Source organism: Nocardiopsis sp. iso_25, assembly GCF_056173305.1.
On the sequence record NZ_CM149667.1, the window covers coordinates 3,398,111 to 3,420,103 of the forward strand.

18 protein-coding genes are annotated in these 21,993 nt (G+C 72.7%); 12 read left to right on the forward strand and 6 right to left on the reverse strand.

Annotated elements, in window-relative coordinates:
- Positions 1–92: 92 nt before the first annotated feature.
- From AC0VX6_RS14800 to AC0VX6_RS14810, 3 genes are all read right to left on the reverse strand, one after another.
- Complete coding sequence (locus AC0VX6_RS14800; protein ID WP_274973285.1) at positions 93–725, reverse strand: alpha/beta hydrolase; 633 nt, start codon at positions 723–725, stop codon at positions 93–95.
- On the reverse strand, positions 722–1,672 hold the full coding sequence (locus AC0VX6_RS14805; protein ID WP_274973286.1) for a ring-cleaving dioxygenase: 951 nt from the start codon (positions 1,670–1,672) through the stop codon (positions 722–724). The genes AC0VX6_RS14800 and AC0VX6_RS14805 overlap by 4 nt, the downstream gene beginning before the upstream one ends.
- 138 nt (positions 1,673–1,810) lie before the next feature.
- Entirely contained in the window at positions 1,811–3,037 is a 1,227-nt protein-coding gene (locus AC0VX6_RS14810) for an MFS transporter (RefSeq protein ID WP_274973287.1), read from the reverse strand.
- A 70-nt stretch (positions 3,038–3,107) separates the two neighbouring features.
- On the opposite strand from AC0VX6_RS14810, the gene AC0VX6_RS14815 reads away from it, so the two are divergent.
- Together AC0VX6_RS14815 and AC0VX6_RS14820 are read left to right on the forward strand one after the other, a co-directional pair.
- Complete coding sequence (locus tag AC0VX6_RS14815; protein WP_274973288.1) at positions 3,108–4,103, forward strand: LysR family transcriptional regulator; 996 nt, start codon at positions 3,108–3,110, stop codon at positions 4,101–4,103.
- A 63-nt stretch (positions 4,104–4,166) separates the two neighbouring features.
- Positions 4,167–4,937, forward strand: coding sequence for an SDR family oxidoreductase (locus AC0VX6_RS14820; protein ID WP_475464746.1), 771 nt, complete (start codon positions 4,167–4,169; stop codon positions 4,935–4,937).
- Positions 4,938–5,106: 169 nt separating this feature from the next.
- On the opposite strand, the gene AC0VX6_RS14825 is transcribed toward AC0VX6_RS14820, so the two are convergent.
- A complete protein-coding gene (locus AC0VX6_RS14825) occupies positions 5,107–6,918 on the reverse strand; it encodes a serine/threonine protein kinase (protein WP_475464748.1) in 1,812 nt (603 codons plus the stop codon).
- A gap of 443 nt (positions 6,919–7,361) precedes the next feature.
- On the opposite strand from AC0VX6_RS14825, the gene AC0VX6_RS14830 reads away from it, so the two are divergent.
- From AC0VX6_RS14830 to AC0VX6_RS14855, 6 genes are all read left to right on the forward strand, one after another.
- Positions 7,362–8,615: a cytochrome P450 gene (locus tag AC0VX6_RS14830; protein ID WP_274973291.1), complete on the forward strand. Its 1,254-nt coding sequence runs from the start codon at positions 7,362–7,364 to the stop codon at positions 8,613–8,615.
- A gap of 18 nt (positions 8,616–8,633) precedes the next feature.
- Positions 8,634–9,755: an endo-1,4-beta-xylanase gene (locus AC0VX6_RS14835; RefSeq protein WP_274973292.1), complete on the forward strand. Its 1,122-nt coding sequence runs from the start codon at positions 8,634–8,636 to the stop codon at positions 9,753–9,755.
- A 75-nt stretch (positions 9,756–9,830) separates the two neighbouring features.
- The gene (locus AC0VX6_RS14840; RefSeq protein ID WP_274973293.1) at positions 9,831–10,709 is read left to right on the forward strand and encodes a DUF3159 domain-containing protein; all 879 of its coding nucleotides are present in this window, start codon (positions 9,831–9,833) and stop codon (positions 10,707–10,709) included.
- A 227-nt stretch (positions 10,710–10,936) separates the two neighbouring features.
- The gene (locus AC0VX6_RS14845) at positions 10,937–11,860 is read left to right on the forward strand and encodes an aminoglycoside phosphotransferase family protein (protein ID WP_475464750.1); all 924 of its coding nucleotides are present in this window, start codon (positions 10,937–10,939) and stop codon (positions 11,858–11,860) included.
- A 171-nt stretch (positions 11,861–12,031) separates the two neighbouring features.
- Positions 12,032–12,997, forward strand: coding sequence for an alpha/beta hydrolase (locus AC0VX6_RS14850; RefSeq protein WP_274973295.1), 966 nt, complete (start codon positions 12,032–12,034; stop codon positions 12,995–12,997).
- Positions 12,998–13,017: 20 nt separating this feature from the next.
- Positions 13,018–13,986 (forward strand): helix-turn-helix domain-containing protein, encoded by a 969-nt coding sequence (locus AC0VX6_RS14855; protein ID WP_475464752.1) that lies wholly within the window; start codon positions 13,018–13,020, stop codon positions 13,984–13,986.
- Between the two features lie 95 nt (positions 13,987–14,081).
- Here the strand turns inward: AC0VX6_RS14855 and AC0VX6_RS14860 are convergent, their stop codons facing one another.
- Together AC0VX6_RS14860 and AC0VX6_RS14865 are read right to left on the reverse strand one after the other, a co-directional pair.
- Positions 14,082–14,783, reverse strand: coding sequence for a pentapeptide repeat-containing protein (locus AC0VX6_RS14860; protein ID WP_475464753.1), 702 nt, complete (start codon positions 14,781–14,783; stop codon positions 14,082–14,084).
- A gap of 132 nt (positions 14,784–14,915) precedes the next feature.
- The gene (locus tag AC0VX6_RS14865) at positions 14,916–16,478 is read right to left on the reverse strand and encodes a PucR family transcriptional regulator (protein WP_475464755.1); all 1,563 of its coding nucleotides are present in this window, start codon (positions 16,476–16,478) and stop codon (positions 14,916–14,918) included.
- A 265-nt stretch (positions 16,479–16,743) separates the two neighbouring features.
- Between AC0VX6_RS14865 and AC0VX6_RS14870 the strand changes: the two genes are divergently transcribed.
- Genes AC0VX6_RS14870 through AC0VX6_RS14885 form a run of 4 tightly spaced genes read left to right on the forward strand, consistent with a single transcriptional unit; the run spans position 16,744 to position 21,897 of the window.
- The gene (locus AC0VX6_RS14870; protein ID WP_274973299.1) at positions 16,744–17,613 is read left to right on the forward strand and encodes an FAD binding domain-containing protein; all 870 of its coding nucleotides are present in this window, start codon (positions 16,744–16,746) and stop codon (positions 17,611–17,613) included.
- A complete protein-coding gene (locus tag AC0VX6_RS14875) occupies positions 17,604–18,107 on the forward strand; it encodes a (2Fe-2S)-binding protein (protein WP_274973300.1) in 504 nt (167 codons plus the stop codon). Before AC0VX6_RS14870 ends, AC0VX6_RS14875 begins: the two co-directional genes overlap by 10 nt.
- A complete protein-coding gene (locus tag AC0VX6_RS14880; RefSeq protein WP_475469359.1) occupies positions 18,104–19,465 on the forward strand; it encodes an 8-oxoguanine deaminase in 1,362 nt (453 codons plus the stop codon). The genes AC0VX6_RS14875 and AC0VX6_RS14880 overlap by 4 nt, the downstream gene beginning before the upstream one ends.
- Positions 19,465–21,897 carry a xanthine dehydrogenase family protein molybdopterin-binding subunit gene (locus tag AC0VX6_RS14885; RefSeq protein ID WP_274973302.1) on the forward strand — a complete coding sequence of 811 codons (2,433 nt, stop codon included), beginning with the start codon at positions 19,465–19,467 and terminating at the stop codon, positions 21,895–21,897. The genes AC0VX6_RS14880 and AC0VX6_RS14885 overlap by 1 nt, the downstream gene beginning before the upstream one ends.
- The last annotated feature ends 96 nt before the right edge of the window (positions 21,898–21,993 follow it).

Genomic DNA, 21,993 nt, shown 5'->3' on the forward strand with positions numbered 1-21,993 from the left:
TTCGCGATGAACAGGAGTACACGGCCCACGACGTGCGAAGCGGCGACGCCCAGGGTCAGGGGGCGCCGCCGCAGCCTGAGGAAAAGCCCAGGTCAGAACCGGGACCGGGCGAACCAGTCGCGGGCCTGCTCCAGCACCTGGGGCGCCACCTGGTGCCCGCCGGGGTGCTCCTGGGCCTGGACCCGGGCCCCGCGTTCACGCAGCTGGTCGGCCAGCAGGCGCGCCTGGTCCACGGTGGTGATCGGGTCGGCGGCGCCGGAGCCCAGGAACACCCGCACCCCCGACAGGTCCACCGGATCGGGCCGGCGCCCCTGCAGCGGCGCCCCGGCCGCGAACAGGGCGGCGCCCCGCAGCAGGTGCGGGTGGAGCAGCAGCAGGGCGGCCCCGGTGTTGGCGCCGTTGGAGAACCCGCTGACCACGACGCGCTCCGGGTCCAGGTCGTAGGCGCGCACGGCCTCGGTGACGAAGGCCGCCAGCGCGGCGGTGCGCTCGATGAGGTCCTCGACGTCGAAGACGCCCTCGCGCAGGCGGCGGAACCACCGGTTCATCCCGTTCTCGTCCACCGTGCCGCGCGGTGAGAGCAGGGCCGCGCCCGGGGCCAGGGCCCGCCCCAGCGGCAGGAGGTCGTGCTCGTCGGCGCCGGTGCCGTGGAGCAGCAGCACGGTGGGCGCGTCCGGGGCGGTGGCCGGGGTGAAGACGTGGACGAGGTCGTCGACGCCGCTCACCGGTCGGTCTCCAGGGCGGGCAGGTGCGCGGCGATCTGGGCGCGGTCGGGCTCCAGCCACGGCGGGAGCCTGAGCGAGCGGCCCAGTTCCAGCAGCGGCTCGTCGTAGTCGAACCCGGGGCCGTCGGTGGCGATCTCCAGCAGCACCCCGCCGGGCTCGCGGAAGTAGATGGAGGTGAAGTAGCGGCGGTCGCGGACCTCGGTCACGCCCACGCCGTCGGCCTCCAGGCGCTGACGCCAGGCCTCCTGGACGGGGCCGTCGGGGGCGCGGTAGGCCACGTGGTGGACGGTTCCGGCGGCGACCAGTCCGCGCGGCGCGCGGGGGTCGGCCACCACGTCGACGATGGTGCCCACGCCCCGGCCGGAGGCGTTGGTGTGAAAGCGCGTGCGCTCCCCGCTCTCACCCGCCAGGTGGAAGCCGAGCTGGTCGCCCAGCATCTGGACGGTGCCCTCCACGTCCTGCTCGGTCAGGGTCACCGCGCGGATGCCGCGGATGGCGTGTTCGGGCGGTACCGCTCCCCCGTCCCAGGGGTCGGTGTCGTGGTGGTCGGCGCTGGCGGCCAGTTCGATGACCAGGCCGTCGGGGTCGCGCAGGCTCAGCACGTCCTCCTCACCCCGCTCGGCGGGGCGGGTGGCCTCCACGTCCAGGGAGGCCAGGTGCCGGGCCCACCAGCCCAGGGAGCCCTCGGGCACGGAGAAGGTCGTGGTGGTGGCCTGACCCGCGCCCACGCGCCCGCGGGGCGCGCCGGGCCAGGGGAAGAAGGTCATGATGGTGCCGGGGTTGCCCGCCCGGTCGCCGTAGTAGAGGTGGTAGGTCTGGGGCGAGTCGAAGTTGACCGTGCGCTTGACCATGCGCATGCCCAGGGCGCGCAGGTAGAAGTCGGCGTTGGCCTGCGGATCGCTGGCGATCGCGGTCACGTGGTGGATTCCCGCGGGGCGCACGTCCATGTCCCTCACCCTTCGTCGAGTTCGCCGGGGCGCCTGCCAATGTAGTTTAAATTTAAACTACCACGGTGGTGTGCTCCCTTCCCACACTCCCCCCAACACGACCCCGCGAACCAGCACGCCCCCGGGCGGTCACCACCCCTACCGCAGACGGCGCAGACGCAGACCCGCCGCGGCGGCCGCCGCGCACAACCCCAACGCGAACACCACCGACCCGCCCCAGCCCACACCGTCGTAGACCAGACCGCCCACCCAGCCGAACAGACTCGACCCCAGGTAGTAGGCCAGGGTGTACACCGCCATGGCCTGGGCCCGCCCCCGCACCGCCCGGGTACCCACCCACGCCGAGGCCGTGGCGTGCGCGCAGAAGAAACCGAAGGTCATCACCAACAGGGCCGCCAACAGACCCGGCAGAGCCGTGGCGAACATCCCGCCCAACCCGACCGCCATCGCCGCGGTCGCCGCGGTGAGCACCGCGTACCCGCCCCAGCGCGCGACCGCACCCCCCGCCACCGCCGAACCCACCATCCCGGCGGTGTAGGACAGGAAGAGCAGCGAGGCCGCGGCCTGGGACAACCCGAAGGGCTCGGCCATCAGACGAAAACCCAACAGGTTGTAGACCGTCATGAAAGCGCCCATGAGCAACAGGGCCTGGGTGTACAGGGCGATGAGCCCGGGCGTGGTCACCGCCGCGCGCACACGCCCGCCCATCCCGGCCCCACCCGCCCCCGCCGACGGCGACGCGGCGCGCGAAACGCCCGCCCCCCGGGGCAGGACCAGCGCGAACACGGCCAGCGCGACCAGGGCCAACAGCGTGTTCGCGGCGATCCCCCACTGCCAGCCGCCCAGGTCCGCAGCCAACCCGGCCAGCAGACGCCCGCCCATCCCGCCCAACGGGTTGCCCGCGATGTACAGACCCGTGGCACGCGGGGCGTCAGCCGGATGGATCTCCTCCGACAGGTAGGCCACGGCCGCCGCGGGCACCCCGCCCAAAGCCGCGCCCTGCAGCGCGCGCAGCACCAGCAGCACCCACAGATCGGCGACGAAGGGAATCGCACACCCCACCAGGGTCGCGGCCAGCAGGGAGACACCGATGACGCGCGCGCGACCGAAACGGTCGGCCGCCCCGCTCCAGACCAGGGTGAACCCCGCCAGGCCGCCGGTGGCCAGCGACACCGCGAGCGCGGCCTGGGAGGCCGAGGCGCCGAACCCCTCGGCGATCGCCGGCAGGATCGGCTGGACCGACCACAACTGGGCGAAGGTCGCCACCGCGGCGGCCACCAACGCGACGACCGTGCGCCGGTAGGCGCCGCTACCCGCACGGGGACGCATGTCATGGTCGGACGGTGAGCCGCTGGTCAGGGTCATACCGCCCACGCTAGAAAGACCGCTTTCATACGTCCAATGCATACGTTGGCGTTCATCCATACTGGAACGCATGGAACACCGTGAGCACGGCGAGAACCTCGACGCCGACACCCTGGCCCAGGTACTGGCGCCGCGGCTGCGGATGGTGGCCGCGGTGGCCGCCACCGAGCACATCACCCAGGCCGCCGAAGCACTGGGAACCCCCCAACCCACCCTGAGCCGGGCACTGGCCCGCACACAGCAGGAACTGGGAATGGCCCTGGTCGAACGCACCGGACGCGGGGTCCGGCTGACCCGCGCCGGAAAACTGCTGCTGCCGCACGTGGAACGGGCCCTGGCGGACCTGCGCCAGGGCATGGCGGAACTCACCGGCGCCGAGGAGGGCCGCGTGGCACTGACCTTCCTGCCCACACTGGGTGTGGAGGTGGTCCCGGCGCTGCTGCGCGGCTTCCGCGCCCAGCACCCGGGGGTGCGCTTCTCCCTGACCCAGGAACCGTGGTCGGAGTCGCTGCACAGGCTCACCGCGGGCGGCGCCGACCTGGCGCTGACCTCACCACTGCCCTCGGGACAGGGACTGGCGGCGGCCACCTTGCACACCCAGGTGCTGCGCCTGGTGGTACCCGAGCAGCACGCGCTGGCACGCGGACACCAGAGCCCGCACAGCGGGACGACGGGCCGAACCCGGAACGCGGCGGTGGCGGTGACCGCCGCAGCCCACGAGGAGTTCATCCTGCTCAAACCGGGACGGGGCGTGCGCCACCTGACCGACCGCATCGTGGAACAAGCGGGCTTCACCCCCCGGGTGGCCTTCGAAGCCGACGACATCGCCACCGCGCGCGGCCTGGTCGCGGCCGGGCTGGGGGTCTCGGTGCTCCCCGCCCGCCCCAAGGGAGCGCTGAGCGGAACGGTGGAGCTGGACATCGAGGGCGTGGACGCCCGCCGCCCCATCGCAGTGGTCTGGCCCCGACAGGGATCGGGCGGCGGCTACGAACCCCCCGCGGTGACACTGTTCCGCGACCACGTGCGACGGGTGGGCCCACGCGTGATCCCCGACCTGACCGGTTGAGCGCCACCCGCCCCCGACGAAAACCACTGGTGTGCGGGGCGAGGACCGCGCGACCATCACCCCATGACGCACACACCGCCCTCCCGCCCCCTGGCCCTGGTCACCGGCGTCGGCCGCACCACCGGTATCGGCTCCGCCATCGCCCTCCGCCTGGCCGCCTCGGGCTGGGACGTGGCCTTCACCCACTGGAGCGCCTACGACGCCCGCATGAACTGGGGCGCCGAACCGGGCGCCACCCGCACCATCCTGGACGCCCTGACCGGGCACGGCGCCCGCGCCACGGCGGTCGAGGCCGACCTGGCCGACACCGCCACCGCCGCACACGTATTCGACACCGTCCAGGAGCGGTTGGGCCCGGTGAACGCACTCATCATGTGCCACTGCGAGTCGGTCGACTCCGGACTGCTGGAGACCACCGTGGACAGCTTCGACCGGCACTTCGCGGTCAACGCGCGCGCCACCTGGCAGCTGGCCCGCGAGTTCGGACTGCGCTTCACCGCAGAGCACGGCACCGGAAGGATCATAGCCCTGACCAGCGACGACACCGTCGGCAACCTGCCCTACGGCGCGAGCAAGGCCGCCCTGGACCGCATCGTGCTCTCCTGCGCGCGCGAGCTGGCCCACCTGGGAGTGAGCGCCAACGTCATCAACCCCGGACCCGTCGACACCGGCTGGATGTCACAGCACACCAGGGACGAGTGCCTCCAGCACACCCCGCTGGGGCGCCTGGGCACCCCCCAGGACACCGCGGACCTGGTGGAGTTCCTGTGCTCACCCCGCGGCCGGTGGATCAACGGCCAACTCCTGACCAGCGACGGCGGCATCTCCGCCTGACCCGCCCCCGCGGCGAGGACGGGACCCCGGCCCGGACCAGGACGGAACCCGGACCACGGGCCCCGCCCTCGGCGCCTCACCCTGGGACAGGTCTCCCGCGCCTGTCAACAGCGCGAAACCGCAGCCAACACGCCCGCCAGCCCCGGCACCCACACCCCCCAGCCAGGGATCAGCCCCAAAAACCGAAGCTGTACAACAGACCGTTGGTCGCCGCGATCGCACCCAACGCCAACACCGCACCCGTGACGAACGACGTCCGCAACGACCTGACCAGGTACTCCAACGACACCAGGTTGTTCAACAGGAAGTACCCCAGCATCATCGCGTGCCAGAAGGACTCCCACCGGAACGGCTCGAACGCGTACGGCGCCCCCGTCCACACATCGGTCTCGGTCGTGAACCACGCCCACGCCAACGCCGCCCCGTACCCCAACGGCACCTGGATCAGCGGAATGACCAACAACGGCAACAGCTTGACGAAACCCCACAACCCCGGCTGGTCCGCATGGCGCGCCTGGCTCTGGGCACGACGCGCGGCCTCCTGCTCGGCCCGCACCCGCTCACGGTGGGCCCGCTCGGCCTCCTGACGGCGCCGGTGCTCCAACCGCTGCTCCTCCACCCGCCTGCGCTGCTCCTCCTGCTGGCGCTGCTGCTCCTGCATCCGGCGCTGGCGCTGCTCCTCCTGCTGACGCAACTGCTCCTGCTGCTGGCGGCGCACGTCCGCGCCCGGATCACGCCGCTCGCCGTACAGGTCGGCGTAGGCGTCCTCCTGACTGGGCCGCTCCGACTGCCGGTACCCCGAAGCCTCCTCCCGCCCGTAGGAGGCAGCGCCCTGACCGTACTGCGCGGTCGGCGGAACCTGCTGCCCCGACGGAAAACGCGCCGTGGCCCCGTACCCCTGCTGCTCACCCAGCACCGAGGTCGCACCGCCCTCGTGCCCCGGCACCGGCGGCGTGACCCGGGTGGCCGCCTCATCACCGAACACACCCGCACCAGCCGCCCCGGCCGCAGCTCCCGCCGCACCCCCCACAGCAGCGGCACCACCCTGTCCCAACACCTCCGTGCGCTGGTGCTGACCGGTAACGCGCCCGTCCCCGGCAGCGGCCGCCAACGCCCCGTTGACCTTGGCCACCTGCTCCTGAACCCCGCGCATCACCTCCGCGGGCAACCAGGTCGGCCCCGTGGCCACATCACCCAGATAGTCCAGGATCTCCCCCGGCCCCGGACGGCCCTGCGGGTCCTTGGACAAACACGCCGCCACCAGATGACGCAACGACTCGGGCACACCCGACAGATCCGGCTCACGACTGATGATGCGCATGACCATGGTGGGCATACTGCCCTCACCGAAAGGCCCCGTCCCCGCCGCCGCGTAGGCCAGCACCGCACCGTAGGCGAACAGGTCACTGGCCGGAGTCAGCGCCTCCCCCTGCACCTGCTCCGGACTCATGAACCCCGGCGTACCGATCACCGACTGCGTGGCCGCCGTACCGTCGGTCGCACGGGCGATACCGAAATCGATCACCCGCGGCCCGTCCTCGGCCAACAGCACGTTGCCGGGCTTGAGGTCACGGTGGATCAACCCCACCCGGTGGATGTCGGCCAACGCCTCGGCCAGACCCGCCGCGAGCACCCGCACACTCGCCTCCGGCAGCGGCCCGTGATCGTGCACCGCCGTGTCCAACGGCAACGAGGGAACATACGAGGTGACCAGCCAGGGCACCTCGTCATCGGGACCCGCGTCGATCACCGGCGCGGTGAACGCACCGCTCACCTGACGGGCCGCGTTGACCTCACGGGCGAAACGCTCCCGGAAGGAGGCGTCGGCGGCCATGTGCGGATGGATGCGCTTGACCGCCACCGCACGCCCCCCGGCCGAACGGCCGAAGAACACCTGGCCCATGCCGCCAGAGCCCAAGCGGCCGATCAGCCGGTACCGGCCGATACGTTCCGGGTCACTGGGATCGAGCCTAAGGGACACTACAGCCTCCACACACGACGTTCCGCCACCCCCGGGTGCCAGAGGATGACCGCCGCCTCCCCCGGTGCCCGAGCACCCGCCGGAAAGACGCCTGCCCCCAACCTATCGGCGGGCGCACCCCCCAGACTCCCCCGCAAACACCGGCGTGTGCACCACCGCGGGCCCCCACACCCCCGACACGGCCCCCACCAGGCACCCACCCGCACCCGCCACGCCACCGGGTCCACCCCACCCCGAACCACCCCACACCCACACAACCCCCCACAACCCCAACCACCTGCGACAACCCCACCACCACACCCCACCCGCCAACGCCGCACCCCAACGACGAACCACCCCGCAAAGTTCCCCCCTGACCGCACACGGCCAAGTCACCAACCCGCATGACCAGGCACCCCCCACCCGCCTAGGGTCGAAAAAGCACGCGACCAGGAGGACACACCATGCACATCCCCGACACCCTGCGCATCGACGCCCGCCTACGCCTGGCCAACGCCGCCTCCTGGACCGCCGCACAGACCGCAGACCACCCCAGCAGACTCCTGCACCACCCCTGGCGCCACAACCCCTACCCCACCTACCAACGCCTGCGCGACCAAGGCCACTTCGCCACCAGCAAACTCGGCTTCCGCACCGCCAACACCTACCAAGCCGTCAGCGCCCTCCTACGCGGACGCGAATTCGGCGTCCAACCCCCCGACGGCACCACCCCACCCCAACAGTTCGACATCATGGACCTGTCCTTCCTCATGAAGGACCCACCCGAACACACCCGCCTGCGCCAACTCGCCCGCCCCGCCTTCAGCCCCCGCCGCATGAGCGAGTACGAAACCCAGATCACCCAAACCACCCACGAACTCCTGGACAAAGCCGCCGCCAAAGGCCGCTTCGACCTCATGCGCGACTTCGCCCAACCCCTGCCCATCGCCGTCATCAGCCGCCTCCTCGGCGTCCCCGCCTCCCAAGACACCGAATTCGTCCGCATCGGCCACGCCCTGGGCAGCGCCCTGGACGGCGCCCGCTCGGCGAGTCACGTGCGCCGCATCCACCAGGCCACGGCACAATTGGACCTGCTGTTCACCCGGCTCATGCGACAGCGCCGCGCCGACCCCCGCGACGACGTGGTCTCCACCCTGGTCACCCAGGTCGACGACGGCCACCTCACCGCGACCGAACTCAGCACCATGTGCCGCCTGCTGCTCATCGCCGGATTCGAGACCACCGTGAACCTGATCGGGAACGGGGTGATGGCCCTGCTGCGCCACCGCCACCAGTGGGAACGCCTCATCGCCGACCCCGACCTGGCCCCGGGCGCCGTGGAAGAGATCCTGCGCTTCGACTCACCCGTCCAGATGACCAGCCGCTGGGTCCACACCGACACCACCGTCCAACACCAACCCCTGCGCCGCGGCGGCTACGCCATGTGCCTCATCGGCTCCGCCAACCGCGACCCCGCACGCTTCACCGACCCCGACCGCTTCGACATCACCCGCCCCGACGCCGCCGACCACCTCTCCTTCTCCAGCGGCGTCCACTACTGCCTGGGCGCACCCCTGGCCCGCCTCGAAGGCCGCATCGCCCTACGCGCCCTCGCCGAACGCCTCCCCCACCTACGACCCACCGCCCCACCCACCCGCCGACCCACCACCGTCGTACGCTCCCTGTCCGCCTTCCCCGTCACCACGGGCACCCGATAGAAGGCGAGAGGCGACCAGATGCGCAGCACGGCCCCCTCCCCATGGCGCTCGCTCACCCGCGGACGCGGAGCCCTGCTGACCGCCGCCGCCCTGTGCGCCGTCATCCTCCTGGTCACCGCGGTCCTCACCCTCACCCTGCCCGCACAACCAGAACCCTCCGGCCCCGGCCGACTCCCCCAACTCGCCCACCAGAGCGACATCGACCTCGGCGTCGCCGTGGCCGTCAACCCCCTCGTCCACGACAGCGAGTACCGCTCCGTGGTCACCGAGCACTACACCTCCCTGACCGCCGAGAACACCATGAAATGGGAGTACGTCCAACCCCAACGCCACACCTTCGACTGGAGCGGCCCCGACACCGTCGTCGACTTCGCCGAACGCAACAACCTCACCGTCCACGGCCACACCCTGCTCTGGCACAACCAACAACCCGCCTGGCTCGCACAAGGCACCTGGACCCCCGACGAACTACGCCAGATCATCCGCGAACACATGCAGGCACTCATGGGCCGCTACCAAGGACGCGTCACCTCCTGGGACATCATCAACGAACCCTTCGAGGACAGCGGCCCCCGCCTACGCGACAACCTCTGGCACCAGGTCCTGGGCGAGGACTACATCGCCGAGGCCCTCACCACGGCCCACGAGATCGACCCCCAGGCCCGCCTCTACATCAACGAATTCGGCATCGAGGGCGGCGGCCCCAAGACCGACGCCCTCTACGAACTCGTCACCACCCTGCTCGACCGCGGCGTCCCCCTGCACGGCATCGGCTTCCAGAGCCACTTCATCCACGGCCACGTCCCCGACGACCTCAGCCGACAACTACGCCGCTTCACCGACCTGGGACTGGAAGTCAGCATCAGCGAACTGGACGTACGCATCCCCGAACCCGTCCCCAACGGCGCCCTCCAGGACCAGGCCCGCGAATACGCACAGGTCGTCCAAGCCTGCCTCGACGTACCCCGCTGCGTACGCGTATCCGTCTGGGGAGTCAGCGACCAGCACTCCTGGATCCCCGAATGGTTCCCCGGCTACACCGCCGCACTGCCCTTCGACGACTCCTACACACCCAAACCGGCACTCAACGCCATGGTCCAGACCCTCTCCCGCAGACCCCCGCACACCCCGACGCGATAGGCACCCGCGCCCACACAGCAACGCGCGCCCGGCACGGACGGCACCAGTGACACCACGTCACAGCCGAAAGATGACGTGACCGCACTGCCACACAGCGCAGCGCCCTGGTGGAATCAGAACACGACCTCGACGACCGCGACCGGCACCCACAACCCGGCAGACGGCACCGAGGCCACGAAGTCGCCGACCCGCGACACCACAACGCCACCCATCGCATCGGAGGCCGAGATGACCACCGCCGAGCGCACCCGCACCGACCTTCCCCCCACCCCCCAGCACAACACCACGCCCGGCAACGAGCACACCGGCACCCCCGACAACACCCACCCCGAACAGCCCGTCGACCTCAAACAGGCCCTCATCGACGGCGTCGGCGGCCCCTGGGGCATGCTCTACTCCACCCTGCCCGTGGTCGGCTTCGCCGCCGCCGTACCCTTCGTCTCCCTGCCCACGGCCATCGGAGTCGCCATCGCCGCCGCCCTGGCACTGGGCGCCTTCCGCATGTGGCGCGGCGAAGCCTTCATGAGCGCCATGGGCGGCGTCTTCGGCGTCGCCGTCGCCGGAGGCGTCTCCGCCTGGACCGGATCAGCCAACGACTTCTTCCTCATCGGCATCTGGGCCTCCCTGGCCGGCGCGATCCTCACCCTCCTCACACTGCTCACGCGCCGCCCGATCACCGGACTCATCTGGAACGCCCTGCACGGCAACACCCACCCCTGGCGCGACGACGCCCCCACCCGCTTCGCCCACGACCTGGCCACCCTCGCCATCACCGCCGTCTTCGCCGCCCGCTTCACCGTGCGCCAGTGGCTCTACCTCGCCGACTCCACCACCGGACTCGCCATCGCCGACACCGTCACCGGCTTCCCCCTGACCGCCGCGGCCGCCGTAGCCGTCATCTGGGCCTTCCGCCGCTCCACCAAACGCCTCATCAAGAACACCCCCCACACCTGACAAACCACCCCTCGACCCCGCCGCGGCGCCCCGACCACACCGGTCGGGGCGCCGCCGCACACGACCGCCCGACGACACACCCCACACCACATGCGCCACACCCACCCCACCCGCTACCGTCGAACCCCAACACCGACAACGAACGAGGTGTTCGGTATGCGTTAGACCCGTGGTCCCCCAGGCGCCCTTCGTCACCAGCCATCACAAGACGACGAAGGACACACCACATGCACGACGACACTCCCCCCATCCGCGTCCCCCACACCCTCGCACCCCTACTGGACCGCTTCTTCGGACCCCAGTGGACCCAAGGGCTGCCCGCACTCACCCAACGCCAACTCCGACACTGGAACCTCCAGCCCACCGGAACACCCATGCACGGCATGGTCGCCCTCGTCGTCCCCGTACGACTCCCCCACGGCGACCCCGCCGTGCTCAAGATCCAACCCGTGGACGCCGAGAGCGAAGGCGAACCCGACGCCCTGCGCACCTGGAACGGCGACGGCGCCGTACGCCTCCTCCGACACGACCCCGACACCGGCGCCATGCTCCTCGAACCCCTCGACCCCGCACGCACACTCGACACCGTCCCCATCGACCAGGCCCTCACCACCATCGGCACCCTCCTGGCCCGCCTCACCGCACACCCGGCACCACAGGGCATACGCACCCTGCAGGAGGCCACACACACCATGGCCGCCCGAGCCCAACACCTGGCACCACGCCTGCGCACCTCACACGAACGCCACCGCATCAACACACTCGCCGCCCGCGCCCGCGAAATGGCACCCCACGCCGGAGACCGCCTCCTGCACTGGGACCTGCACTTCCAGAACGTGCTCGCCCCCCTGCCCGGCACCGACCGCGAACCCTGGCTCGCCATCGACCCCAAACCCCTCGCCGGAGACCCCGGCTTCGACCTCTTCCCCGCCCTGCACAACCGCTGGAACGAAGCCCTCGCCACCGGAGACCCACGCAAGGAGACCCGCCGCCGCCTGGACCTGCTCTCCGAGGCAGCCCACATCCCCCGCGACCGCGCACGCGCCTGGACCCTCATCCGCGTCCTCCAGGAATGCGTCTGGGCCCTCGAGGACGGCGAACCCGCCCTGCCCCGCGTACCGGTGACCATCGCCGAAGCCCTGGGCGCATGACCACCGCCGCCCCCGACCGCCCCACACCCCGGGACGGCCGGGGGCGGACCCAAGACCCCACCAGAGCACACCCCGCCGTACGGCGGCACACACCCGCCACACGGCACTGCCCCGCACCCACACCCGCCCCCGACAATGGTGACGCACCACACACCACCAACGGAGGCACCCGTGACCACACCACCCCGCCCCGCACTCGACCCCGAACTCGCCGCCGCCCTCACCCTCCTCGGCGACGAGATCACTCCCTCCATCACCCCCGACATGATCCCCGCCCTACGCCGACGACGAGCCCGCCTCCTGCCCACCGACACCACCCTCCACCCCGCCTACACCGAAACCCCACACCACGCCCCCAGCCACGACCACACCCCCATCCCCCTCATCCACTGGCACCCCACCCACACCACCACCCCCGTCGGCGCCCTCTACTGGATCCACGGGGGCGGCATGATCATGGGCTCCCACCGCGGCACCGAGATCCCCGGCCTCCTCCAAACCGCACACGAACTCGACCTCGCCCTCATCTCGGTCGACTACCGCCTCGCCCCCGAACACCCCCACCCCACCCCCGTCGAGGACTGCTACGCCGGCCTGACCTGGATCACCGACAACGCCACCGACCTCGGCCTGGACCCCACCCGCATCGTCATCGGCGGAGGCAGCGCCGGCGGCGGGCTCGCCGCCGCCACCACCCTCCTCGCCCGCGACCGCGGCGGCCCCGCCCTCCAGGGACAGCTGCTCCTGTGCCCCATGCTCGACGACCGCAACGACACCGCCTCCTCCCACCAGATGGCCGGAACCGGCGTATGGGACCGCACCTCCAACGCCACCGGCTGGACCGCCCTGATCGGCCCCCGCGCCGGCGGCCCCGACGTCTCCCCCTACGCCGCACCAGCCCGCGCCGAGGACCTGTCCGGCCTGCCTCCCGCCTTCCTGGACGTGGGCTCCGCCGAGACCTTCCGCGACGAGGTCGTCGACTACGCCTCCCGCATCTGGCAGGCGGGCGGATCAGCCGAACTGCACGTGTGGCCCGGCGGCTTCCACGGCTTCGACGGCATCGCCCCCCACGCCGCCCTCAGCCGCAGCGCCCACGCCCAACGCCTGCCCTGGCTGCGCCGGATCACCGGAGCCTGAACCCGGGGCACCATGAAGGCATGAGAGAGCTCCTGGGCAGGATCTCCGCACTGGACCCCGAAGCGGGCGCCGCCGTCAAGGTGATCGCCTACTTCGACGAACTCACCGGAGCCGGAATCGAACCCGTCATCCGCGGCGCCGCCGTCCTCACCGGCGTCCCCGCCGGGTTCACCCGCCCCGGACGCGGCCCCGCACTGAGGGCCGACCCCGCCGGACAGGTCAGGCGCACCGCCGCCGGCCCCGACCCCTCCTGGTGCTCGACCCGGGTCGGTGACGGCGTGCTGTGGCTGGAACGCGCCACTGCCACCCCCGGCCCGGTGGAGGCGATGGTCCTCGAACGCGCGGCCGCCGCCCTGCGCACCCGGCTCGAACCCGCCCCGGACGCGGCCAGCGGTCGCACCGCGCTGGCCCGGGCCCTGGTCGACGCCGACCTGTCCGAGGAACAGCGCGTCCTGGCCGCCCGCCGATACGGGCTCGCCCCGGGGACCCGGGCCCGCGCGGTGGCCGACCACGGCGGCGGTGTACGCGTCCTGGCCCCCGACGATCCCCCGGGCGCGCGACAGGCGGGGGTGGGACCGGTAGTGGAGGCGCTGGCCCTGCCCTCCTCCTGGCACGACGCCCGCCGGGCGCTGCGCTTCACCGCCCGGGGCACCGGCGCCGACCCGGGCCCGCGCGTGGTGTTCGCCGAGGAGCTGGGCGGGCTGCTTCTCCTGGCCGACACCGTGCGGCCCGGCGGCGAACCGGTGCCGGACGTCGCGGCACTGGAACGGGTGGCACGCGAGGCGCCGCCGCTGCTGGCGGCCCTGGACGCGGTGGCCTCCTCCCCCAGCCTGCGGGCGGCGGCCCGGGCGCAGGGTCAGCACCATTCCACCCTCCAGGAGAGCGTGGGGCGGGCCGAACGCCTGCTGGGCTGGCCCGTGCACGAGGTGTCGGGCCGGCTGCGCCTCCAGGTGGCGCTGGCCCTGCGCAGGTTGTACTGCAATCTCTGATTGTCGTTCTTGTTTTCTCCCCCTTGGGAGAAAACTGTTAAGGACAAACACCTTTACGACGTAGATTCAAAGAAGTGGATCCACGCAGACGGCGTCTACTCCATGACGGTGATGCCCAGGGCGGCCAGGATGGCGCCCGCCTGCACCGGGCTGATGCTGGCCCCCCGCAGGTACCCGGCCTGCTCCAGGGCGGGCTCCCCCAGATCGGCCCCGCGCAGGTCGGCCCCCGCCAGCTTCACGTTGACCAGGTTGGCGCCCCGCAGCCGCGAGTCCGTCCACACCGTCTCGCGCAGGTCCGCGCTGGCCAGGTCGGCCTCGTCCATGCGCAGCCCCTCCAGGGTCTGCCCGCGCAGCACCAGGCCCTTGCAGCGGGCCAGCATGAGGTTGCAGTGCGCGAAGGTGTAGCCGATCCCCCGCAGCGAGTTCAGCGCGGCCCCGGTCATCCGGCAGCCGGTGAAGGCGGTGTCGGTGAGCAGGGCGCCCTGCCAGCGGGTGTTGGCCAGGTCCACCCGCTCGAACCTGGTCTCGGTGCACTCGGCGTGCGAGAACACCGCCCCCGAGGCGCTGCCGCCGGTGAACACCGCGCCCTCCAGGACGGCCCGCTCCAGGCGGGCCCCGTCCAGGCGGCAGTCGAGGAAGACGGCGTCGACCAGGTCGGCGTCGCGCAGGTCCGCCTCGGTCAGGTCGCAGCGGGTGAACACGCGCGGCGCGTCCAGGGGCCGGGACAGCTGGTCGCGCAGGTCGGCGCCGTTCAGATCGGCGTCGGTGGTCTCGGGGAGAAGGAGGTCGGTACTCATCGCCAGCACCCTAGCGGTGACCGGCGACACGCGTGCTCCGGCGCGCCCGCCCCACGACGCGAGCCGCCCGGCGCGACCGTTCCCCCGCCCCGCGGCCCCTCTCCCCCACCTGCGCCCCCTCCCCCGGCCGGGTCAGTCCCGGAGCTTGAGTGCCAGGAACAGGTCCACCCGGTGCTCCAGGCTGCTCAGGTCCCGCCCGGTCAGCTCCTCCACGCGGCCGATCCGGTACCGCAGCGTGTTGACGTGCACGTGCATCGTGGCGGCGCAGCGCTGCCAGGAACCCGAGTGGGCCAGGAACTGCTCCAGGGTCCGCACCAGCTCCGAGCGGTGGTCGCGGTCGTAGGCCAGCAGCGGGCCCAGCAGCCGCTCGCGGTAGGAGGACTGCACCTCTTCCGGAACCGAGGCCAGCAGCAGTTCGTGGGAGTCGATCTCGGCCCCGGCGATCACCCGGGACCGGCCCCCGCGCAGCTCGGCCAGGCGGCGGGCGTGGCGGGCCTCCACGGCGGCGCCGCGCAGGTCGGGCACGCCCCGCACGGCCGAACTGAGGCCGATGGCCAGCCGGTGGTCGAGCAGGCCGCCCTCCAGGACACGGGCGCGGTGCAGCAGCGCGGCGCGGACCTCCTCGGCACGGGCGCGGACCTCGGTCCCGGCCACCGGGACGACGGCCAGGGCGTCCTCGTCGCCGGTGACGACGGCGCCGGGACGGTCGGCGACCAGTTCGGAGAGCACGCGCCGGGCCAGGTCGGGCACGCGGGGCTCGGGCAGCATGACGGCGCTGACCACGACGTGGCTGCCCCGGCCGCCGGTCGGGTCGGTGCCGCGCAGGAGTTCGGTGACCTCGTCGAAGCGCTGGGCGGCCAGCAGCCGGGGCAGCCCCTCCAGGTGGCGGGCGTCGGTCAGGGCGCGCTCCTCGGCGCGACTGCGGGCGAGCCCGGCGATGGAGACGAGTTCGGCCACCGACTCGTGCTCCTCCTCGGTCCAGGAGGTGTGGTCGCCCTCGCAGACCACCAGCCAGGCGGCCAGGGGATGGGACTCGCGGGCCTGGACGGGCAGGAACGTGAGGGCGCGGTCCTCCCGCCCGGGGGTGCGGACGGTGTGCGGCAGGGTGGGGCCGGCCAGGGCGCGGGCGGCGATCCACTCGCGCTCGTCCTCGGGCAGGGGCCCGCCGGAGGCGGCGATGTGGCGGCCGGTGCAGGACAGGACCCAGGCGGCCCGCCCGGTCTGCGCGGCGGCCTCGGCGAAGGCCCGGGGGAAGTCGGCCCCGGCGGCGACGTCGGCCATGAGGCGGCGGTGGCGGTCGCGGGTCTCGGCGATGGTGGTGAAGCGGTGCCGGGTCAGGGAGCGCAGCACCTCCTCGGTGACCGCGCCGAAGGAGGTCTCCGGGGGCACCTCCACCAGGGGCAGGTCGTGGTCGCGGCAGGCCTCGACCAGGTCGGCGGGGACCTCGCCCAGGGCGGTCCCGGCGCCGACGGCGACCGCCCCGGCCCCCGCGACGGAGGCCACGAAGGTGCGCGAGTCCTCGGGGCGGGTGCGCCACATCATCCCGGTGAGGACGAACTCGCCGCCGCGCAGGTAGCGGGCGGGTTCGAGCAGGTCGGTGGTGTAGGCCCACCGCAGGGTGCGGTGCGCGTGCTCGGCCCCCGACAGGAATCTCAGGTGCAGCCGTGTGACCGCGAGCAGCTCGCTGATCCGCATGAACGTCCCTCTGTCGCTCGTGTGGGCGGCGGGCGCCCCGGGTGGTGAGGCGGTGGATGTTACTCCGGTGACGCCACTTGTAGGAAACGCCCAACGATAACCGTTCGTTCCGCGGACACTTCATGTCATCACTTGCTGGTAGTGGCCGCGCTCCCAGTGGTGTACTTCACAGCATCGGCGAGACCCACCAGGGAAGACGCGACCGACAGACCGCGCCGGGCCGCGAGCGAGCGGCGGCACGACCATGGCGACAAGAGGACCGAGCATGGAGTTCCTGAGCCCCTCCACACTGGAGGAGGCCCTTGAGGCGAAGAGCGCCCAGCCCGAGGCGGTGCCCATCATGGGCGGCACCGACGTGATGGTGGAGCTCAACTTCGACAAGAGGCGCCCGCCCGCCCTGATCGACCTGACCCGGATCCCGGAACTGGCCGAGTTCGGACCGGACGGGGGGCACACCCGCCTGGGCGCGGGCGTGCCCTACACCAAGGTGATCGAGCACCTGTCGGAGCGGGCCCCGGCCCTGGCCAGGGCCTCGCGCTCGGTGGCCTCCCCGCAGATCCGCAACCGCGGCACCGTGGGCGGCAACCTGGGCGGCGCCTCCCCGGCCGGGGAGGCCCACCCGCCCCTGCTGGCCACCGACGCGGTCATCGAACTGGCGTCGGTGCGGGGCAGGCGCCGGGTGCCCGCCCGCGAGTTCTACCTGTCGCTGCGCACCACCGCGCGGCAGGCCGACGAACTGATCACGGCGGTGCTGCTGCCCGAGCCGACCGGCCCGCAGCAGTTCGCCAAGATCGGCACGCGCAACGCGATGGTCATCGCGGTGACCTCCTTCTCCCTGGCCCTGGACACCGGGCGCAGGGCCGTGGGGACGGGTGTGGGCTCGGCCGGCCCCACGCCGCTGCGCGCGGAGGCCGCCGAGAAGTTCCTGGCGGCGGAGTTCGACTGGGAGGACGGCCGCCCGCTCGCGGAGCCGGTCGTGCGCGAGTTCGGCGCGCTGGTGGCCGCGGCCGCCCGCCCCATCGACGACCAGCGGGGCAGCGCCGAGTACCGCAGGCACGCGCTGTCGGTGATGGCGCGCCGCGCACTGAGCTGGTCGGTCACCGACTACCGGAAGGGAGCCACGCGATGCGCGTGAGTTTCAGGGTCAACGGCGAGGACGTCACCGCCGACGACGTGTGGGCGGGCGAGAGCCTGCTGTACGTACTACGCGAGCGGCTGGGGCTGCCGGGCAGCAAGAACGCCTGCGAGCAGGGCGAGTGCGGCTCGTGCACGGTCTACTTCGACGGTGTGACGGCGTGTTCGTGCATGATCGCCGCCGGGCAGGCGCAGGGGCGCGAGGTGCGCACCGTGGAGGGCCTGTCCGAGGGCGAGGGGGCCGAGCGCGAACTGGGCTCGGTGCAGGACGCCTTCGTGGAGGCGGGCGCGGTGCAGTGCGGGTTCTGCACGCCGGGCCTGCTGGTGCAGACCGACGACCTGCTGGAGCGCACGGTGGGCGCGGGGCTGCCCGCGCCGGAGGACGCCGAGATCCGTGAGGCGCTGGCGGGCAACCTGTGCCGGTGCACCGGGTACGAGAAGATCCTCGACGCGGTGCGCCTGGCCGCCTCGCGGCGGGTCGGGAGCGGTTCGTGAACGCGGCGGAGGGCTTCGTCATCGAGGGCGCCCACGTGGTGACCGTGGACGGCGCGGAGTACGCCGACGGCCACGTGGTGGTGCGCGCGGGTCGTATCTCGGCGGTGGGCGCGGGACCGGCCCCCGGGGCCGAGGGGCTTCAGCGCGTGGACGGGCGCGGGTGCCTGGTCACGCCGGGCCTGGTCAACACGCACAACCACCTCTACCAGTGGGCGACGCAGGGGTTGTTCGCCGACGGCACGCTCTTCGAGTGGCTGGTGGGCTCCTACGAGATCTGGGGCCGCTTGGACGCCGACGTGGTGTCGGGGACGACCTCGGCCGGTCTGGCCCACCTGGCGCTGTCGGGGTGCACGACCGCCTCCGACCACCACTACGTCCACCCCTCGGGCCGCGGCGACATCGTGGCCGCCGAGGTGGAGGCCGCCCGCGAGGTGGGCGTGCGCCTGGACCTGGCCCGCGGGTCGATGGACCGGGGGCAGAGCCAGGGCGGGCTGCCGCCGGACGCCGTGGTGGAGTCGCTGGAGCAGGCCCTGGCGGGCACCGCCGAGGCCGTCGACACCTACCACGACACCGCGCCCGACGCGATGACGCGGGTGGCGGTGGCCCCGTGCTCGCCGTTCTCGGTCTCGCGCGCGCTGATGGTGGAGAGCGCGGAGCTGGCCCGGGACCGGGGGGTACGGCTGCACACCCACCTGGCCGAGACGCTCGACGAGGAGCAGCAGTGCCTGGAGGAGTTCGGGTGCACCCCCGTGGAGTACGCCGAGAAGCTCGGCTGGCTGGGCCCGGACGTGTGGTTCGCGCACGCCGTGCACCTGTCGGACGCGGCGATCAAGCGGATGGCGTCCACGGGCACCGGGGTGGCGCACTGCCCCACCTCCAACGCCCGCCTGGGCGCAGGGATCTGCCGGGTCCCCGAACTGCTGGAGGCGGGCGTGCCCGTGGGCCTGGGCGTGGACGGCCCGGCCTCCAGCGAGCTGACGCCGCTGGCAGGTGAGATGCACCAGGCGCTGCTGATGGCCCGCGCCCGCAGGGGCCCCACGGCGCTCAGCGCCCGCCAGGCGCTGGAGATGGCCACCCTGGGCGGCGCCCGGGTGCTGGGCCGCGACGCCGAACTGGGCTCCCTGGCGGTGGGCAAACTGGCCGACATCGCCCTGTGGCGGGTGGACGGGTTCGGCTACGACGTGATCGGGGACCCGGTGGTGGCGGCCGTCTTCGGTCCCACCCCGCCCCTGGAGCGGCTCTGGGTCGGCGGGAACACCGTCGTCGACCGCGGTGAGCTGCGCACCCTGTCCGCCGAGACCGCCGCCGCGCGCGGCCGTGCGGCGCACCGCGCCCTGACACAGGAGGTGAGCCGCTGATGGCGGCGACGACCCGTACCGTGACGGACCTGAGCAGCACGACCAGGGACGGGGTGGGCTCCAGCCCGCGCCGCCCCGACGGAACCCTGAAGGTCACCGGCGAGTTCGCCTACTCCTCGGACATGTGGATGGAGGACATGCTGTGGGGGGCGACCCTGCGCAGCCCCCACCCGCACGCCGAGATCCGCGGCATCGACGTCACCGAGGCGCTGAAGGTGCCCGGGGTGCACGCGGTGCTCACCCACGAGGACGTGCCCGGGAACAAGCGCTACGGGCTGGAGTACCAGGACCAGCCGGTGCTGGCCTTCGGCAAGGTGCGCTACAAGGGCGAGGCGGTGGCGATCGTGGCCGCCGACCACCCCGAGACCGCCCGGCGGGCGATGGAGCGCGTCCGCGTGGACTACGCGGTGCTGGAGCCGATCAGCGACTCCAGGCGGGCCGCGCTGGACCCCGACTGCCCGCCGGTGCACGAGCCGGGCACGGTCCCCGACCACCCCGAGTACAACCCGCGCGGCAACCGGCTGCGCTACCAGCCGGTGCGCACGGGCGCGTTCGCCGCGGTGGCGGGCTCGGTCGGGCGCGAGGGCGAGGTTCTGGAGCGGCTGCGCGCCGAGGCCCACGCGGTGGTGTCCTCCGAGTACGAGGTCGGCATGCAGGACCAGGCCTTCCTGGGCCCGGAGTCGGGCATGGCCGTCCCGGCCGAGGACGGCGGGGTGGATCTGTACGTGGCCACGCAGTGGCTGCACGTGGACCAGCGCCAGATCGCCCCGGCGCTGGGGCTGCCCGAGGACAAGGTGCGCCTGACCCTGGCCGGGGTGGGCGGGGCCTTCGGCGCCCGCGAGGACCTGTCGATGCAGATCCACGCGGCCCTGCTGGCGCTGCGCACGGGCAGGCCGGTCAAGTTCGTGTACAACCGCGAGGAGTCCTTCTACGGGCACGTGCACCGGCACCCGGCCAGGATGCGCTACGAGCACGGGGCGCGCGCGGACGGCACGCTGCTCTACGCCACGGCGGAGATCATCGTGGACGGCGGCGCGTACGCGTCGGCGACCCCCGCGGTGGTGGGCGTGGCCTCCTCCCTGGGCATCGGCCCCTATGAGGTGGAGAACGTGCTGGTGGACGCCTACGGGGTGTACACCAACAACCCGCCGTGCGGCGCGATGCGCGGGTTCGGCGCGGTGCAGGCCTGCTTCGCCTACGAGTCGCAGATGGACCGGCTCGCCGAGGAGCTGGGCATGCACCCGGTGGACCTGCGGATCAGGAACGCCATGTCGCAGGGCTCGCGGATCATCACGGGCCAGGAGATCGACATGCCGCTGCCGATGGCGGAGATGCTGGAGCGCTGCCGCGCCCTGCCGATGCCGCCCGAACGCGACGCGCTGGCCGACCCCGCCGACCAGCGCACCCTGCCGGGCGGGGTGGCGGGCACCACGCGCGGCGAGGGCGTGGTGCGCGGTGTGGGCTACGGCCTGGGGCTGAAGAACCTGTGCTTCTCGGAGGGGTTCGACGACTACTCCACCGCGCGGGTGCGGCTGGAGGTCGTGGGCGGTGAGCCGGTGGTGCTGGTGCACACGGCGGCGGCCGAGGTCGGCCAGGGTCTGGTGACGGTCAAGGGGCAGATCGCCCGGACCGAGCTGGGCGTGGAGAAGGTGGTCATCGCCCCCGCCGACACCCAGGTCGGTTCGGCCGGCTCCTCCTCGGCCTCGCGGCAGTCGTACATGACCGGCGGCGCGGTGATGACCGCGTGCGTGTCGGTGCGCGCCGAGGTGTTCGCGCTGGCCCGCGAGCGCGGGATCGTGCCCGAGGCGCTGCCCGACACCGATTTGTCCCTGGACGGGGGCAAGCTGGTGTCGGCCACGGTCGGGGCGCTGGTGTCCCTGGCGGACCTGCTGGGGGAGTCGGCGCGCGGTGGCACGGTGGTCGAGCACACCCGCGAGTACCACCACCGGCCCACCGAGATGCTCGACCCCAAGCTGGGCCAGGGCTCCTCGCACAACCAGTTCGGGATGTGCGTGCACCGGGCCGTGGTGGACGTGGACGTGGAGCTGGGCTTGGTGAAGGTGGTCGCGCTCGACGCGGTGCAGGACGTGGGCCGGGTGCTGCACCCCCAGCAGCTGGCCGGGCAGATCCAGGGCGGCTCCACGCAGGGTCTGGGCCTGGCGCTGATGGAGGAGGTGCAGGTCAGGGACGGGAAGATCCTCAACCCCTCGTTCACCGACTACCTCATCCCCACCATCCTGGACACGCCGCCGATGCGGATCGACGTGCTGGAGCGCCCCGATCCGCACGCGCCCTACGGGCTGCGCGGCGCCGGTGAGCCGCCGACGCTGTCCTCGACCCCGGCCGTGGTGGCCGCGGTGCGCGCGGCCACCGGCAGGGCCCTGACCCACGCTCCGGTGCGTCCGGAGGACATCGTGGGCATCGACCTGTAGCCGCGACCGGCGCGCGGTCCCCCGCCGCGCCGCCCCCCCATGAACCGCCCGCCCCGGCCTCGTCGGCGCCCCGACACCGGGGCGGGTGCCCAACAG